Origin of the sequence: Flavobacterium sp. F52 (genome assembly GCF_000278705.1) — a bacterium.
In the GTDB taxonomy this organism is placed as follows: domain Bacteria; phylum Bacteroidota; class Bacteroidia; order Flavobacteriales; family Flavobacteriaceae; genus Flavobacterium; species Flavobacterium anhuiense.
Genome location: NZ_AKZQ01000018.1, coordinates 131,418 through 148,531 on the forward strand (window position 1 = coordinate 131,418; position 17,114 = coordinate 148,531).

Below are 17,114 nucleotides of genomic sequence, written 5' to 3' on the forward strand. Positions count from 1 at the left end.
TTTGATATTAATGTGTAGAAAGTTTTTTAATCATTTCAGCAGAAACTGAATCTGCATAAATTCCAAAAGCGCTGGTTAAAACACCTTTTACATTGTAAATGTCAGAGATTATGCCGTATACAATATCTTCATCACCGGGATCAGTATCACCTTCGAAACGAAATAAATATTCGATTCTGAACTCTTCTGGAGACATTCTAAGCGTGTTGGTATTGCATCTGATGCAATCTACATCAAGATTGAAGTTTTCTGTAAAACCTTGTACATTTAGCCATTGTAAAGCTTCGGTAACGGTTTCAAAATAAGGTTGTTGTAATGAACTCATAACTTGGAGAGATTTAAACTGTCTGCAAAGAAGTTTTGCAGACAGTTAGGTTTTAAGAGTTATTTTATGAAAGCTAGAATATCATTATTGATCGTTTCTGCTTCTGTGGTTGGCATACCGTGAGGAAATCCTGGGTAAGAAATCAATTTTCCGTTTTTTAGCAGTTTTGCTGATTTTGGCGCTTGATGATAAGGAACGATCTGGTCATCTTCTCCGTGCAACACAAGAACCGGAATATCTAAACTTTTAAGATCTTCTGTAAAATCAGTTTCAGAGAAAGCTTTAATTCCTTCATAATGAGATAATACAGAGCCCATCATTCCTTGACGCCACCAATTTTGCTTAATTCCTTCTTGAACGGTTTGACCTTCGCGATTCCATCCGTAAAAAGGAATAGGGAAATCATAAAAATATTGTGATCTGGTAAAACCCGTTCCTTTTCTGATTTCATCAAAAACAGACAAAGGCACACCTTCAGGATTCGATTCGCTTTGAACCATAATTGGCGGTACAGCGCTAATGATTACTGCTTTTGAGATACGCCCTTTTCCGTATTTTGCAGCATAACGAATTACTTCACCGCCTCCTGTTGAGTGACCAACGTGAATTGCATCTTTTAAGTCAAGAGCCTCAACTAATTGAGCAATGTCTGATGCGTAAGTTTCCATGTTATTTCCTATAGAAGTCTGGCTTGAACGTCCATGACCGCGGCGATCGTGTGCAATAACTCTGTATCCTTTTTGAAGAAAAAACATCATCTGTGCGTCCCAATCATCGCTTGATAAAGGCCATCCGTGATGAAAAACAATTGGCTGTCCTGTTCCCCAATCTTTGTAATAAATTTCTGTTCCGTCTTTTACTGTAAATGTGCTCATGGTTTTTGATTTTAAGATTAATATTTGTTTATATTTTTAATTTAAATTGATTTATATGTTTAAATTTTAAACTTATAAGTGGTATTATATTTTGTTTTGTTATGATTACACTGCAAATGTATTGCAGATTGAAAGGCCTATCGGTTAATCTAGATTAAGAAGTGAAAATTTTTGTGTAGAATACGTGGTGGGGCATGCTGAAAGAAGGATGTTTGCTTAATTTTCATATTATTCATTTTATATTTGGAAATTATGCCAGACAGTAGCCAATTAACGTGCCTTATTTACAATGGCTTTATTTTAAAGGCTTTATCGAAAAGAGAAAGTTTTTTATTTGCGATATTTCGTTAATTGATGAGGAGTTCGCTTTTTGCAAATGCAATTGATTAGTTATTATCCAATAAAAAATGAAGAATTCGTTAAAATAAATACAAAATAGTATGTACTTTTGCCAGCAACTATTGAACAAGCATTGAAAAGAGTAATTATCATAGCGCTTTCTATTTTAATACTGTCGCCATCTTTTGGCAGCTTGTTCGTTTATGCTTCTTTTAAAATCAATCAAAAAGAAATTGCAAAAACCATCTGTGTGCAACGCAAACAAGCTTTTAATAGCTGTAATGGTCGTTGCGAACTTCAAAAAAGCATTAAAAAATATTCTGATAACGAACGAAAAATGCAGGATAGCCTAAAAGATAAATTAGAGCTTGTATACGTTCAAAATACTGCTGAAATTAATTTTAGTACAATTCCAGTTATCGAATCAAAAGAGAATACTTCAATTTTATTTGAAAAGAAACCTATCGGGGCTTCTAATCTTACTTTTCATCCTCCTCTCTATACAGTATAGAGATTAAAATCCTGTTGTTTTTATAAAATCCAATTTGTGAAATTCCAAATTCCAATTCTGAAATTTGAATTTTCGAATAGTTTTGTTTTGCTCGATTTACTAGTGCTTATAATTCTAGTTGAGATAAAATTACTCAATTTATTTTTCTAAAACTGATTTTGATCTTCTTTTGTAATTGAAAGGAAAACACTTCCATTTTCATTTACACTGCCAATATTTTGGTTTGCTCACAGCATTTTGGTTCTTTTTTGATATTCAAAAATTTATGGCCAAGTGCTAAATATTGAACTTTTTTTATAACATCATCAAATGAAATCTTTTAATTTTTGGATAATCGCACTATTGTTTGCGGTTACTTCCTGTACAATCGATAAAACAGATTACGAAGCTGAAACTGGTTCTGAAGTTCCTGAAAGCTACGAATTTAAAGAAGCAGCTTCGTTTATTAACGGTAACTATAAGATAACCATAGATGCCTTAAACGGAAAATTCTATAAAGGATATAATGAGCTTCACTTCAAAATTGTGAGCACTCAAAACAATCAGGAGCTAACTTCTTCTGCTGTAACTTTTCTGCCTATTTTGAGCAATGCTGACGGAAGCAAAAGTTCATGTCCGCATGAATATAATCTAGCATATGATCCTACTAACAAATACTACATTGGTTATTCTGTTTTTACTGGCGAAAGCTCAACGACTGCAAGTTGGAAATTGTACATTAGTTTTACGGCTGATAACCAAAAATATGAGATTAATAAAGATATTTCGGTAGCACAGCAACCCAATAAAAATCTAAACATGACGGCTTTTGCAGGAAATGATGGAGAACAATATGTTATAGCATTGATTTCGCCTCAAAAACCTATGGTTTCAGAAAATCCACTTGTGGCAGGGGTTTATAAATACAACAAACCAACCACGCCTGCGGGAACTTTCCCTGATCCAACACAGTTTTCATATTCAGAAGTTGTAGGCTACACTTTAAAGTTAGATCCTAGAATGCCTGAACCTTCAATGGGCAATCATTCTTCGCCAAATAATAAAGATTTAACGCAAGGAAATGATGGTTTGTATCACGGTGTGGTTAATTATACGATGACAGGAAACTGGACATTGAATTTAATTATGATGAATCAAAACGGATTAATCGTAAAAGGAACTGTAGTTCCGACCGATCATACGCCGGGGGTTGAAGGCGTGAAAAGCGAACTATATATTGATACTTTATTCTAATAACATGAAATATATTATAATGCTACTTTTTTTGGGAATGTCTGTAACGGCTCAAAACCAGCATGCACATCACGACAGTATTAAAAACTTAGAAGAAGTAACAGTAAAAAACGCCGCAAAAAAGAAAATTGAAACCGAGATGAAAATGGCGGTTTCTGTTGATGAATTTTTGTCATCGTCAGAGAATATCAGTTTTATAAAGCGTGGAGCTTATGCATGGGAACCTTTGTTGAACAATATGAGCACCGAACGTTCTACGGTTACCATTGACGGAATGCATGTGTTTGGCGCGTGTACCGATAAAATGGATCCGATTACGTCTTATGTAGAAAGCAATAATCTCGCGGCAATCGATATTAAATCGGGACAAGAGGGAAGCCTGCATGGATCAACAATTGCAGGAAGCATCGATTTAAAAAGAAAAAGCACGCCGTTTGGACTTCAAAAGAAATGGAATGGAACGTATCAGACAGGATTTGAGTTTAATAATAAGCAGTTTTTCAATTTAGGAAATATCTCTTATTCGGGAACTAAATTTGTGGCTGACGGAAGCATTTCCTACCGAACGGCCGATAATTATCATGACGGAAACAACGATGAAGTAAAGCATTCGCAATACAATAAATTCAATACTTCATTAGGATTCGCTTATAAAACCAGCGATTTATCATCATTACGATTAGACGCGATTTTTGATGTGGCAAAAGACGTAGGTTATCCTGCCTTGCCAATGGATTTGTGGCTTTCTCGCGCACTCATTACTTCGGCTTCTTACAAACAAATGTTTGAAGAAGGTTTGGTTAGAGTAGTGGATACGAAAGTATATTTTAATGCAATCGAACATTATATGGATGATACTACACGTCCTGAGAATTTGGTTCATATGGATATGCCAGGTTGGAGCACAACGTACGGATTAGTTTCTAAAGCCAATTTGAAAAGAAATGACTATTCGTCTGAAATTCAGTTGAATGCCTACGATAATTTGTCTATTGCAGAAATGCGTATGTATCCGCAGGATCGAAGCGAAAGAACCATGTTTGCCTATAGCTGGCCCTGGGTAACAACACGTTTTGCAGGACTTTCTATGAATAATTCTTGGGAGCTTTCGGAGAAAAGCACTGTGAATCTTGGCGGTTCTTTGGGGGTGAACTACAATTATTCTAAATATATAGAGTTCAACTGGATTTTTCACCCAGGCGCGCCTCAGGAAAAAACGAGATTTCTGCCAAGTTTAAATGCCAGTTACCAATTAAATATAGATCAGTTTAATTTTTCTGTTGGAACGGGTTATGGTCATAGAGCGCCTTCTGTTTCTGAAGGTTACGGATATTACATTTATAATAGTTTTGACCGCTACGATTATATCGGAGATCCAAATCTGAAAAATGAAATTTCGTATGAAGGAAATGCAAGCGCAGGTTTTGCAAACGAAAGATTAAGTATTCAGGGAAAAATCAACTATTTCTACATTGACAATTATATTATTGGTAAAATCTTGAGTTTAGGAAGTCCAATGAATTATCAGTCGGTTGGGGTAAAAGGCTATACTTCTTTAGATTATGCAACACTTTTGAATATGTCTGCGAATGTAAGCTACGATATTTTAGAGCATCTGCACTGGAAAGGAACGCTGACTTATGCTCGCGGAATGGACAATAAAGGAGGAAATCTGCCATTTATACGTCCGTTAAGCTATTTGACTTCATTGCATTATATGTATAAAAATTTCGGAATCCAGACTTCTGTCAATGGTGATTTTGAGCAAATTAATTACAGTCCGGAATACGGAGAGGATTTGACTGCAGCTTATGCCATTTGGAATATTTCTGCTGATTATTCTTTTGCAATCAATAAAGTGAGAAGCACAATTCAGATTGGTGCAGAGAATGTATTAAATGAATATTACAGTACGTATGCTGACTGGGGAAATATCCCGAGAATGGGGCGTAATATTTTCACGTCTTTAAAATTGAATTTCTAATTAGAAAAACATCAAGATTAAATTTAAACACATAGGAACATAGATTTTCTGTGATCTTGAAAAGAAAAAGAAAGAAACTAGTTTCTAACACATAGTTCTATGAGTTTTATTAAAAGTGAAACACCTTTTACAAATTTCTAAAAACTATGTTTTTATGTGTTAGAATCATTATACAAGTAAAATGAAAAAAGTTTTTAGTATCACTATGACGATTCTGTTCCTGCTGGTTTCTTTCCAGCAGGCGCTTATCATTGTGCACTTTAAACTGAACCAAAATGCTATAGAAAAAGAATTTTGCGTTAACAAAGCCAAGCCAGAATTGCAATGCCATGGTAAATGCCATTTGAAAAAAGAACTTCAGGAAACCGAAAAAAATACAGATTTAGAATTGAGAAGCATCAGCAAAAAGATTGATATTGCTTTGATTGCTAATATCGAATTTGCGGTTTCTGTTCCAAAAGCAATTCATTCTAAAAAAGTAAATTTATATAAAGAATCTGGTCAGCCAGAACCTTGTCTTGAAATTTTTGTACCGCCGCCTATTTTATAATTGTCCTTGTCAATTAATTAAAATAGAATGCAATACAAAAATTAAAATCATATAATGGAAACTTTAAAAAAATACCTTTTATTATCAGCGGCTACTTTAGCATTTGTATCATGTTCAAGCGATGACGATACACCTGCGGCAAACAACTTAACCCTGGAATTCAATAATACTTTCAAAGAAAAGACAATTGTTTTAGGTGATGCAACTTCAGCTTCAGCAACAACAAATACTTCTGCAGCAGGGCAAATTCACCATTTTTCTGAGTTAAAATACGTAATCAGCAATATTCGTCTTATAAAAGATGATGGGAGTGAAGTGCCTTACAATGTAAATGATTTAGATAAAGGCGCAACTGTAATCGATCAGGCAAAAACAGAATCATTGAGCTATGTTTTGAGCAATGTGCCATCAGCAACATACAAACAGATTAAATTTGGTTTGGGTATTAAAACAGAGCAGAATACTCTAGATCAGACTAGATTTCCTAAATTTTATGCAGCAGCAGGAGCCAATGATACTCAAATGATGTGGGAATGGGGTACAGGATACCGTTTTACGAAAGTAGAAGGTTTTTATGATACTGATAATAAAGTTATGTCTATTCATACTGGAAGTACTGTAGCAGGAAAAGAAGGCGCTTATACTCAAGGTGTAAATGCTTACAGAGATATTACATTAAGCCTTACAGCAAACGCAGTGGTAGGAAGCAAAGCTCCAAAAATCAAAATTAAAGCTGATTTTGATAAGTTATTGAGCGGAAAAATCAATACAATTACATTATCGACTGGAACAACAATGACTGATAATGCAACTCCGAATATTCATACTGCAGCTCAGATGGTAAAATTTGTGGATAATTTGGGAGGAAATGGAACAAATGATATCTCAGGAATGTTTTCTGTTACTAGTGTAGAAAACTAAATATATTTTGGAGCCGTCTGAAATTAAAAGACGGCTCTATTTTAAAATTCGTTTAAATGAAAAAAATATTTGGCTTCATCATAATCGTAATCTTTTTCGCTTCTTGTAGCAGTAGTGATTCTGATGAAACTTATTTTGATAATCCTGAACTTGCATTGTCTATTCCGACTGATTTTCCAGAAGTAAACAGTTACGTGAGTTTGAACAAGCCTACAAAATATGGAGTTGAATTGGGTGAAAAACTTTTCTCTGACAAAAGATTTAGCGCAGACAATACAATTTCGTGTGCAAGCTGTCATATCCAAGCGAATGCTTTTGCAGATCATAATGCGCGAGCAATTGGAATTGAAGGCAGAGTTGGACTAAGAAATGCACCACCGCTTCAGAATTTGATGTTTTTAAAGTTTTTTAATTGGGATGGAAGCAGACTGCAGTTGGAAACGCAGCCTTTAGTGCCAATTATTACGCATGAAGAAATGGATTCATCGATTCTGGAAGTGATCGGAAAAATTAAAGATGATGCTTCTTATAAAGATTTATTTAAAAAAGCATTTGGCGATCAGGAAATTACTGCTGACAGGATTTATAAAAGTATCGCACAATTTGAATACACTTTAATTTCTGCCAACAGCAAATATGATAAAGTAAAACGAAAAGAAGGACAATCGTTTACAGAAAGTGAAGCGGCAGGCTACGCAACATTTCAGCGGAAATGTGCCAGCTGTCATAGCACAGAATTGTTTACAGATCAAAGTTTTAGAAATATTGGGTTTCCAGTAAATACAGATTCTAATGAAGCAGGACGAGGAAGAGTTACCGGAATCCCATCTGATTTTATGAGTTTTAGAGTTCCAAGTCTGCGTAATATTGAATATACAGCGCCTTATGGAAGTTTTGGTCAATTTGCTACATTAAGATCTGTTTTGGATTATTTTGACACTGGTGTTTTGGAAGCAGAAAATTTGGATCCTATTTTTAAAAATAACGGAAATAAAATTCCGCTGACAGAACCCGAAAAAGAAAACCTTATTGCGTTTATGAAAACTCTTAGCGACAAAGAATTTACAGGAAATTAACCTCGAAAGACTTGATTTTACTGGTATTTAGCATTTCTATTATAAAAAAAAAAGAAATGTTTATAATATGTTGATAAATAATACGTTGCGGATAGTGTTAAAATCTGATTTCGATAGATTAAATGTTTTAAATTTAGTAACTGAATGATAGTTAATTATTTAAATTATTTGAATATGGAAAGAGCTATAAAATTACAGGTTCGCAAAGAACTTGATGGGAAGCAACAGGTAAACGTAATCAAACTAAAAGGCAGTTTAATTACAAAAGGCTACACAGAAATTATTCATATTAGTGATAAGGATGATGAATTTTATATTAATTCGTTTGCAACAAAAACAGAAGCAAGCAACGAAGTAAAAGAATTTATTCTGGATTTTATAAACAAAGAAAATTTAAGCAACACAATTAGTGTTTTAGGATAATTCATAATTTTCACATAATTGTATTGCCTAAATAGTTTTATAACAGTTTGCGCTTAAACTGCACTTGTAAAACTTGTATTTTGATCCAGATAAAGAGGCTTATCTTGTAAAGCATCTTCTGGTTTTTCATCCCAATCTCCCCAATCGCCTACATAAGTTTTACGAAATATTAATTCGTTATTGTCACCTTTACAAACCAAAGTTCGGTCTGTACAGGTTTCATTGTTTGGACTGAAATTTATTTGTAAATTTTTCATGACGTGTTTTTTTTATATGGTTTGTAAATGAGATCATAAAATTAAAAAGATGAGAAGTAATTCAGTTATAAAATAATATTAAATTGTTGTTTAATTTACATGTATAGGGTTGAGAATTAATAATATAAAAAAAGCTAAACAAATTTTGTTTAGCTTTTTGAATTTTAATCTTTCGTCTTTAATCTTTGTCTTTTTTCTCTGAATCTTTCTCCCTCTTAAGGCACCTTCCCCTAGGTTCATCGCCTTCTTGAAGTATAATTTCAGAATGCAAGAACTGCGCAGCATCGGCAGAGCCTTTAACTTTTGCGGCACTTCGCTCGAGCATTTCAGCTTCAAATTCGTTTAATACGCATTCTCTCAATCCTCTTTCTTTCCATTTTGACTTTGCATTACAGCCTTTCGAAATTTTTCTAGCCAACTTTAAAGCATCTAACAAAGCTTGATTGGCGCCTTGTCCTTTAAACGGACTCATCGGATGCGCTGCATCGCCAATTAAAGTGATATTGTGATTTTTTTCTAATAATGATGCACTTAATAATTCACGGTCATAAACAGGATATCCAGAAATTAGATTTTCTTGCGTGGCTTTCAAAATCTGGGGAATAGGAGTGTGCCATTGCGTTCTTCGGCAGGCTTCTTCTTTTAAGGCTTGCGGTCCTTTGGTACTTAATTCTTTGGCTTCTTCCTCAGACATAGGGAAACTTAATTGCCACATTACAGAATCGGCCGTGTATGGCATTACGTAAATACGTTCGTTTCCGTTGGCAGTCTGGAATATTGTTTCACCATCTAGCAAATCACTCGAAAGTTCTCCTAGAGAACTTAAAGGACAAATCCCTAAAATTACAATACAATCCAAATAACGAAGCGGTGTTGCTTCTTCGTCAATTATAAATCTTCTAACAGCGCTTCTAATGCCATCTGCACCTACAACAAGATCGGCTTTTGCTGTTATTATTTCTCCGTTTGCCTGAAAGTTTAATTCTACACTTTCTTCAGATGCTGTAAGATTTACTAATTGATGTCCCCATTGTACAGTATTGTTTCCTCCAAGCTGTTCCAAAAGAGCTAATCGAAGCGATTGTCTTGCGATATGTATGTTGGTGCGTTTTGCAGGTGATTTAATGGCGGTTTCCAGCCATTTTCTGGTTCCCCATTCGCCCAATATTTTTCCATCGGTATTGTGTACGATATGTTTTGTCGAAATTACACCGTTTAGAGAAATAATTCCCAAACCTTTCATGGCTTTACTGGCTTGCTGTAAAGTAAGTCCGTAGCCCTGAGATCTGGCATCAAAGTCTCCGTCTCTTTCGTAAATTGTAAAAGGAATTCCGCGATGTAAACAGGCTACTGCTAAGGCAACTCCGCCTATACCCGCACCAATAATGGCAACATGCGGTTTAGTGAGATCAGGTTCAAGATACTTTTCAGATTGAACTAATCCTGATCCTGAACAATTTATGCACAAATGCAGATGAGCTTTTGGACGAACTGGCGCAGTTTTTAAGTTTGGCGATTGCTCATATGCAGCTAATTCCATCTGATAACGACGTTGCGCTTTTTTACTGAGTCCGCGATTTATTTTGCCCTGTCCTTGGCATTCATGGCATATAGTCCACATATTCTATTGTAACTTATTGAGGCCGCAAAGTTACGTTTAAACTACTGATTTTCAATATTGAAGTTTAAGAATTGTCAAATCTTTGATAATCAGTATTTTTTAGATTAGCTAATCTAATTCCAAATGCCAGACAAAGCTTTTTTCTGAATGTTTGCCGCAAACAATGGTGTCTCTTCTTTATTATGTGTTTCCAAATTATCTTTCATATTAATACGAACGGGTTCTAAATCTGAAACGCCAGCTTCATGGAGCAATTGAAGGAAATGTTCGGTAAGCGAAATCACGACATGATTGGAAAATTCACAAGAAGAATCGGATAGCTTTTTAACCTTCAATTCCCATTTAATTATCAAAGTAGTGCGCCCAAGAGGAGACAAAGAATCTGAAACTGAATTTACAGCGCAATGATTTCTTTCTGAAATATCTTCAACATAATGCTGAATTAATAGATTTCCTGCAATCTGTTCTACATTAATAGATATTCTACGTCCATCTTCTGCTATTGAGTTTCCTGCCGCAATATGCGATGCAGAACATTCTTGATACTCTTTGTCTTTTAAAGTAAAAAGCCATTCTGTCAAATCAATTTTTTCCAAAGGAGCATTAATTATAGCTGTTGTCGTGCTTTCTGTAAAAGATTCCATAACTCAGGAGTTGATGTTATTTATGAATTCTTCAGTAGAGAGAAGAACATGCCCGTAATTCGGAAAATTAGTTTCGACCGTTGCTTTAATTTCTTCCCAATTAAAAGCACCAATTCCATCTTTGATTAAAGTGACATGATAGCCTAGTTCGACACCAAATCTCGCAGTTGAATCGATACAGGTATTGGCTCTCATGCCGGCAAGAACAATTTGGTCAATATCATGTTGACGTAAAAGAAAATCTAAGTCGGTGTTGGCAAAACCGCTGGCAGTCCAATGATTTTGCGCAATAAGGTCGCCTTCCTGCATAATGAGATCGGGATGAAATTGGGCTCCCCAAGAACCTTTTTCAAACAAAGTAATGCTTTTGCTTCCTAGGTGCGAAGGCGCCATAAATTTCCAGTTCAAATAATCTCTTATCTGGGTATTGCGATGCGGTGCGTAAATTACCTGAATTTTCTTTTCTCTCGCAGCAGTCAATAGTTTTTTGATGTTGCTGACTACTTTATTTCCTTCAACAGTTTCTTTTGTTACAGGAAATAATTTTCCTCCTTCAGAAAGAAAATCATTAAATGGATCAATAATGACAAGTGCGGTTTTTTGAAGTTGATACAAGCCCATAATTTTAAAGTTTTTAAGTTAAGTTCTTGTATCCTAATAATATGCCACTTGTTTATGATGCAGTTTTATTGATGTTTTCAAAATATGACAAAATGAAAACTGCGATATTTAACGGATTTATCGAAATAAAGTGAATTGACCAAAGCCGTTTCATTTTATAATTTTTAAAAATGATTATATAAGCCAGACCATTGCATTTGACTTAATTTTAATAATCATTTTAAAAAAGAAGAAATTATGGAAAAGAATAATCAAACCCAGAAAAACCCAAACCCTAAACAACAGGGCGGGGGAGATCATCGAAATGATACAAGGAAACATCAATATAAAGAACATGATGAAGTGTTGACAAATGATGAAAATTATGATGTTGACACTAAAAAGTTCAAAGGAGAAGAACCTGAACTCGATGATAAATTGAATAATGAAGATAAAAAATAATGCTAATGCGTCCTGAAGTTTTTTTGGGACGTTTTTTTATTCTTCTTTTCATCACAAATCCATTTTCCTCTTTAAAAAGACTTTTTTTAAGAGATAAAAGTGAAGAAGTGAAAAATATGACATGATTTTTATAGATTTGTAAAAATCTAATACAATCTCTCAATAATAATTGGGAAACAATATATAATACAAGGCATGAAATCGGTTACTTCAGTTTTTTTACTTTTAATGTTTATCTGTTCAAATGCATTCGCTCAATTGAGTTCTGATAAAATATTCGAAAGTTTTAAGCAAGGTGAACGCACCAATTGTTCATCTATAGCTTTTATTAAAGCTTCTTTAAATGTTTACGGATTAGATAATCTTTTTGTAACCGAAAAGCTAACCGACGATTTATATAAAATTACTTTAAAGAACAATGCCTCATTCAACCTGAACACTACAGAAATAAGCAAAGCTAAAGAATCTGCAGGTTTTGTCTATATCAAGGACAACTGCGATAGTGAGAAAATTACCAATTATGCAGAATTGACTTATGCTGTAATGGCAAAATACAAACAGATTATTGATAAGGAAGCCACTTTTGACAAAGCGTTGGAAGATCTAGAAGACGGTACAGTGTATACTCCGACTATTTATAAGTACCTTGGATTCACATTAGGCAAACAGATTCAGAAATTGAAAAAAGAATCTGGAACTGAATATTGCGGCGTTGTGGCTTGGTCAAAAGTGCATGCTGTTTTTGTCTGCGGAGAATTTATGGACTATTACGGAAACAAAAAAAGTTTATGGATTAAATATCCGAGCCGTTTTAGAATAATTAAATCATAAAAGCAATACAATTAGCTTTGGGAAAAATGTGCTGAAATAGCCAAAATTCCTGTTTTACTGTAATATTTTCCTTATCGCAACGTAACAATTATAATTTTATTGTGAAAAAGAAAGTATAAAAGTTGCATTTTAACATAATTTATATATTTTTGCTTTTATTCAAGAACCAATCTATTAAGAAAATGAAGAGCAAGATTATTTTATTATGTGTCCTTTTCTTCTTGACGACTGCTGCCGTTTCTGCACAGGCAAAAAATGCTCCAAGAAGTATCATTAGTACAACTGCCTTAATCCGCAAATACCATGACCAAAAAGAACTAAGTGGTATGCAAAAAGGAGAACTTTTAGAATTGTACATTGAACGTATTAAAGTTCTAGTAAAAACACTTCCTTATATTGCTTTGGTTACTAAACCTGGTGTAACAATGGCAGATTTAGGTATTCCAGATACAAGTGAGAATAAAAAAATCTTAGATGGACAGGCAGAAGGCACCACTGTTTTCTTAGATACTACAGTAGATTTCCAAAGAAAAATGATGCCTTATTCTGATAAAGGAAATCTTATCGCGGCCATCTTATTTTATGAAACTACATTGAAATCGTTGCACGAGTTTAACGAGTTATAATATTTCAATACTAAAATAGAAGCTCCAAGGTCTTATGATCTTGGAGCTTTTTTTTTTGCACGAAACTTTGCTAAAATGCTATTAAAAGCATTTTTTGAGTTTCAAGATTAGTACAATTCTTATAAAACTGTAAAAACGCGCATTTTTTATAACTGTTTTATTTTTAGATGCTTAAGTCCTTTTGTTTACAGGGATTAACATTTTTTTTGCAAAAAGTTTAATTAAAATTTGGGAACTAAAATTTTTAACATACTTTTGTTCTATCAAATTAGTAGAGTTTAAAATTTAATTAGAAATACAGAGATTTAAGCCTTATCATTTCATTTTCAGAAATATAAAAGCATAACACATTTGCACCTTATGCATCACTACGGTTAAAATTCCTCTTTTAAATTCATTTGTAAATTTTTAATAACACTATCCTGAAACAGGGGTAAAATTGTATAGGCCAAATAAAATAATAATCTAAAAAAAAGTAAAAATGAAAAAACGAATGTGCTGCAGATAAAAAAGAAAACCATTTCTGTTGCAGCAGAAATGGTCAGAGTTTAAAGAAATTGTCATCTCTAAAAGGAAAGCATGAATAGTCTAAAACTGTTCGAGGCTCGCCTTATTTATTAAACTAAAACAAAGTAATGAAAATAAAATTAAAAAGATATGCTTGGCTATGTATTTTGTTGATTTCCATAGGAGTTAAAGCTCAAGATACTAAGCCGTTAATTCAGTCTAAACTGGAAGGAACCGTAGTTGATGCCATTACAAAAGAGCCAATTATCGGAGCTTCGGTAACCATTAAAGGTACTACACACGGTGTTGTTACGGATACAGATGGAAAATTTTTCTTTCAAACCGGACAAAAATTCCCTTACACACTTTTAATTAGTTATTTAGGATATAAAAAAGAAGAAGTTGTAGTAAACAAAAACGCTATCACTATCAGTCTCACTGAAGAACAGAATGCATTGTCTGAAGTTGTGGTTACGGCACTTGGAATTTCAAAAGAAAAGAAATCTCTAGGATATACGACTCAGGCACTAAAAGGAAAAGAATTGGCTACTACGAAAGAAACGAACTTTTTGAATGGTCTTTCGGGTAAATTAGCGGGTGTTCGTATTACAAATTCACAAGGAGATATGGGATCTTCACGTATTATTATCCGTGGGGAAACTTCTATTGCAGGAAACAACCAGCCACTTTTTGTAGTAGATGGAGTTCCTGTAGATAACTCACAATTGAACTTTGGAGGAGCAACTCGTGATTTCAGAAATGCAATTGCCGATTTAAATCCGCAGGATATTGAAACTTTGACTGTTTTGAAAGGACCAAATGCTGCCGCACTTTACGGATCGCGTGCTGCGCATGGTGTGGTACTTATTACTACAAAATCTGGAAAAGGACAAAAATCAGGATATGGAGTTACTTTTAATACTGGTATAACCGTTTCTCAAGTGGCTACTTTACCTTCTTTCCAAAATACTTTTGGTCAAGGTTCTAACGGAAGATTTAGCTACGTAGACGGAAAAGGAGGAGGAGTTAATGATGGAGTTGATGAAAGCTGGGGACCAAGAATGGACGGTCGTTTAATACCTCAGTTTTATTCTAAAGGTGAAGCTGTTCCTTTTGTAGCGCATCCAAACAATGTAAAAGATTTCTTTAATACAGGACTTACTTACGACAATAGTGTTTCTATTGCAAAAGCTAATGATAAAGGAGATTTCCGTTTAGGTGTAAACAATCAGAAACAGCTTGGAACTGTACCAAACAGTGAAATAAACAAAACAAACTTTACAATTAATACCAATTATCAGATTTCTGAAAATGTAAAAGTTGGTGTTAATGCAAATTATATTGTTACAAATGCTCCACAATTGCCAGGTGGTCCATCAGGAGGGCGTGCTGCGGGTGTAATGCTTCAGTTTCTTTGGTTCGGACGTCAGGTCGACATTAATGAATTGGATAAAGACTGGAATACGAACTGGAACAATAGCTACTACAGTAACCCATATTGGAACGCCTATTACAATACAACAAGCCAACAGCGTAACCGTATAATTGGAGATGTCCATTTAGACGCGAAATTGGCTGAAGGACTTAACTTCAGATTCCGTACAGGTGTTGATTATTATAATGACCGCAGAAAATATACTATTAAGTATGGTACAAACGGAACTCCTTTCGGATCGTATGCTGAAGATGCTTACACAGTAAATGAACAAAATACTGAGGGTATATTTCAATATACAAAACAGCTAAATGATGATTTCAGTTTAGATGCGCTTGCAGGTTTCAATATTCGTAACCATAGCGATGCAAATAATTATCAGAAAGCGCCACGTTTAGCGGTTCCAGATTTATATACTTTAACTAACTCTAGAGATCCGTTGACTTCATCAAATTCATTGTCAAGATTAAGAGTGTATAGTGCTTACGCATCTGCTCAAGTAGGATTTAGAAACTATGCTTTCTTAAACGTTACAGCGCGTAATGACTGGTCTTCTACATTGCCAAGCAGCAACCGTTCTTATTTCTATCCTTCTTTTAACGGAAGTGTAGTTTTAACAGATGCATTGAACATTAAGAGCAGTACACTTGATTTCTTAAAAGTTAGAGGTGGATGGTCTGAAGTAGGTAACGATGCAGATCCGTACCAATTGTCTACGGTTTACAATTTCCAAACAGCATTTGACGGAAACCCAATTCAGACTTCTTCTCAAAAGAAATTAAATGAAAACCTAAAACCAGAAACAACACGTTCTACAGAGGTGGGTCTAGAAGCTTCTTTCTGGAAAAACAGACTTCATTTTGATGTAGCATACTATAATACAAATAGTTTCGACCAAATTTTAGAAATTAAAACTACAGCATCAAGCGGTTATACTTCGCAGTTAATAAATGCAGGTAAAATCAACAACCAAGGTATTGAGGTGCAATTGGACGGAAATCCAGTTCAAACGGAAAACTTCAAATGGAATGTGGCTGTAAATTATTCAAAAAATAAGAGTAAAGTAGAAATTCTAGATTACGCTGGAGATATTAAAAACTATACAATTGGTTCTTCTGGAGGTGTTGATGTATTGGCGTCTGTTGGGCAAGCTTACGGAGCACTTTACGGAACAGCTTATCAGCGTGATGCAAGCGGCAATATTGTAGTAGGAGCAAACGGTCTTCCAAAAGCAGATCCGACAAAAAAGGTTCTAGGACATTATACGCCAGATTATTTAGCAGGTCTTACGAATACTTTGACTTATAAAAATCTTGAGCTTTCTTTCCTTGTTGATGCTAGCGTTGGCGGTGAACTTTTCTCTGGAACTAACAGAACAGGAAACTATACAGGAGTTTTAGCACAGACTCTTCCAGGACGTGGCGCTGAAAACGGCGGATTAAGCTACTATTACCCAGGAAATAATACAGCGAACCCGAAGACTCTTGTAAGCGGAGGAGCTGCTCCAAGCGGTGTAACGGTTTATGATGACGGAATGATTTTCGGCGGTGTATTTGCTGACGGGACGCCAAATAATAAAGTGATTAGTGCACAAGAATATTATAAAGCATCATACAATATTAGCGAAGCCTATATCTATAGCTCAACTTTTGTAAAAATGAGAGAGATCAAACTAACTTATAATGTTGATAAAAAATTGGTTAAAAAGTTAGGATTAGAAGGAGCAAGCATTACTGCAGCTGGACGTAACTTATTCTTTATCTATAAAGATGCGCCAAATATTGATCCTGAAACAGCTTTCAATACAGGAAATGCACAAGGATTGGAAAGTTTAGCGTTGCCAACAACTAGAAACTTCAGTCTTAACCTTAATGTTAAATTTTAAAAACTCGGA

The 17,114-nt window shown here is 34.6% G+C and carries 17 protein-coding genes; 11 read left to right on the top strand and 6 right to left on the bottom strand.

Translation table 11 applies throughout. The annotated features are described in order from the left end of the window. Positions 1 to 7 precede the first annotated feature (7 nt). Positions 8 to 325: a hypothetical protein gene (locus FF52_RS04930; protein ID WP_008463485.1), complete on the bottom strand. Its 318-nt coding sequence runs from the start codon at positions 323 to 325 to the stop codon at positions 8 to 10. A gap of 59 nt (positions 326 to 384) precedes the next feature. Beyond that, positions 385 to 1,200 (bottom strand): alpha/beta fold hydrolase, encoded by an 816-nt coding sequence (locus FF52_RS04935; RefSeq protein WP_008463488.1) that lies wholly within the window; start codon positions 1,198 to 1,200, stop codon positions 385 to 387. Between the two features lie 448 nt (positions 1,201 to 1,648). Here FF52_RS04935 and FF52_RS04940 point away from each other — a divergent pair, with 448 nt between their 5' ends. The 7 genes from FF52_RS04940 (at position 1,649) to FF52_RS04970 (ending at position 8,237) form a co-directional block, all read left to right on the top strand. Next, a complete protein-coding gene (locus FF52_RS04940; protein WP_008463490.1) occupies positions 1,649 to 2,050 on the top strand; it encodes a hypothetical protein in 402 nt (133 codons plus the stop codon). A 309-nt stretch (positions 2,051 to 2,359) separates the two neighbouring features. After that, complete coding sequence (locus FF52_RS04945; protein ID WP_008463492.1) at positions 2,360 to 3,283, top strand: hypothetical protein; 924 nt, start codon at positions 2,360 to 2,362, stop codon at positions 3,281 to 3,283. A gap of 4 nt (positions 3,284 to 3,287) precedes the next feature. Continuing rightward, positions 3,288 to 5,267, top strand: a complete 1,980-nt coding sequence (locus FF52_RS04950) for a TonB-dependent receptor plug domain-containing protein (RefSeq protein WP_008463494.1) — start codon at positions 3,288 to 3,290, stop codon at positions 5,265 to 5,267. 181 nt (positions 5,268 to 5,448) lie between these two features. Next, positions 5,449 to 5,817, top strand: coding sequence for a hypothetical protein (locus FF52_RS04955; RefSeq protein WP_052017582.1), 369 nt, complete (start codon positions 5,449 to 5,451; stop codon positions 5,815 to 5,817). Positions 5,818 to 5,871: 54 nt separating this feature from the next. Beyond that, positions 5,872 to 6,738: an MbnP family protein gene (locus FF52_RS04960; RefSeq protein WP_008463498.1), complete on the top strand. Its 867-nt coding sequence runs from the start codon at positions 5,872 to 5,874 to the stop codon at positions 6,736 to 6,738. A 56-nt stretch (positions 6,739 to 6,794) separates the two neighbouring features. Next, positions 6,795 to 7,814 (top strand): cytochrome-c peroxidase, encoded by a 1,020-nt coding sequence (locus FF52_RS04965; protein WP_008463500.1) that lies wholly within the window; start codon positions 6,795 to 6,797, stop codon positions 7,812 to 7,814. 174 nt (positions 7,815 to 7,988) lie between these two features. Further along, on the top strand, positions 7,989 to 8,237 hold the full coding sequence (locus FF52_RS04970; protein WP_035690839.1) for a hypothetical protein: 249 nt from the start codon (positions 7,989 to 7,991) through the stop codon (positions 8,235 to 8,237). 53 nt (positions 8,238 to 8,290) lie between these two features. On the opposite strand, the gene FF52_RS04975 is transcribed toward FF52_RS04970, so the two are convergent. The 4 genes from FF52_RS04975 to FF52_RS04990 all read right to left on the bottom strand — a co-directional run bounded on the left by FF52_RS04975 (position 8,291) and on the right by FF52_RS04990 (position 11,380). After that, on the bottom strand, positions 8,291 to 8,494 hold the full coding sequence (locus FF52_RS04975; protein WP_008463503.1) for a hypothetical protein: 204 nt from the start codon (positions 8,492 to 8,494) through the stop codon (positions 8,291 to 8,293). A 178-nt stretch (positions 8,495 to 8,672) separates the two neighbouring features. Beyond that, on the bottom strand, positions 8,673 to 10,034 hold the full coding sequence (locus FF52_RS04980; protein WP_008463505.1) for an FAD-dependent oxidoreductase: 1,362 nt from the start codon (positions 10,032 to 10,034) through the stop codon (positions 8,673 to 8,675). A 194-nt stretch (positions 10,035 to 10,228) separates the two neighbouring features. Next, positions 10,229 to 10,759 carry a hypothetical protein gene (locus FF52_RS04985; protein WP_008463506.1) on the bottom strand — a complete coding sequence of 177 codons (531 nt, stop codon included), beginning with the start codon at positions 10,757 to 10,759 and terminating at the stop codon, positions 10,229 to 10,231. Between the two features lie 3 nt (positions 10,760 to 10,762). Continuing rightward, the gene (locus FF52_RS04990; RefSeq protein ID WP_008463508.1) at positions 10,763 to 11,380 is read right to left on the bottom strand and encodes an isochorismatase family cysteine hydrolase; all 618 of its coding nucleotides are present in this window, start codon (positions 11,378 to 11,380) and stop codon (positions 10,763 to 10,765) included. 237 nt (positions 11,381 to 11,617) lie between these two features. Here FF52_RS04990 and FF52_RS04995 point away from each other — a divergent pair, with 237 nt between their 5' ends. The 4 genes from FF52_RS04995 (at position 11,618) to FF52_RS05010 (ending at position 17,105) form a co-directional block, all read left to right on the top strand. Further along, a complete protein-coding gene (locus tag FF52_RS04995; RefSeq protein WP_008463510.1) occupies positions 11,618 to 11,821 on the top strand; it encodes a hypothetical protein in 204 nt (67 codons plus the stop codon). Positions 11,822 to 12,016: 195 nt separating this feature from the next. Then, positions 12,017 to 12,652 (top strand): hypothetical protein, encoded by a 636-nt coding sequence (locus FF52_RS05000; protein WP_008463511.1) that lies wholly within the window; start codon positions 12,017 to 12,019, stop codon positions 12,650 to 12,652. A 182-nt stretch (positions 12,653 to 12,834) separates the two neighbouring features. Next, the gene (locus FF52_RS05005; RefSeq protein WP_008463513.1) at positions 12,835 to 13,278 is read left to right on the top strand and encodes a hypothetical protein; all 444 of its coding nucleotides are present in this window, start codon (positions 12,835 to 12,837) and stop codon (positions 13,276 to 13,278) included. A gap of 635 nt (positions 13,279 to 13,913) precedes the next feature. Beyond that, entirely contained in the window at positions 13,914 to 17,105 is a 3,192-nt protein-coding gene (locus FF52_RS05010) for a SusC/RagA family TonB-linked outer membrane protein (protein ID WP_008463515.1), read from the top strand. The last annotated feature ends 9 nt before the right edge of the window (positions 17,106 to 17,114 follow it).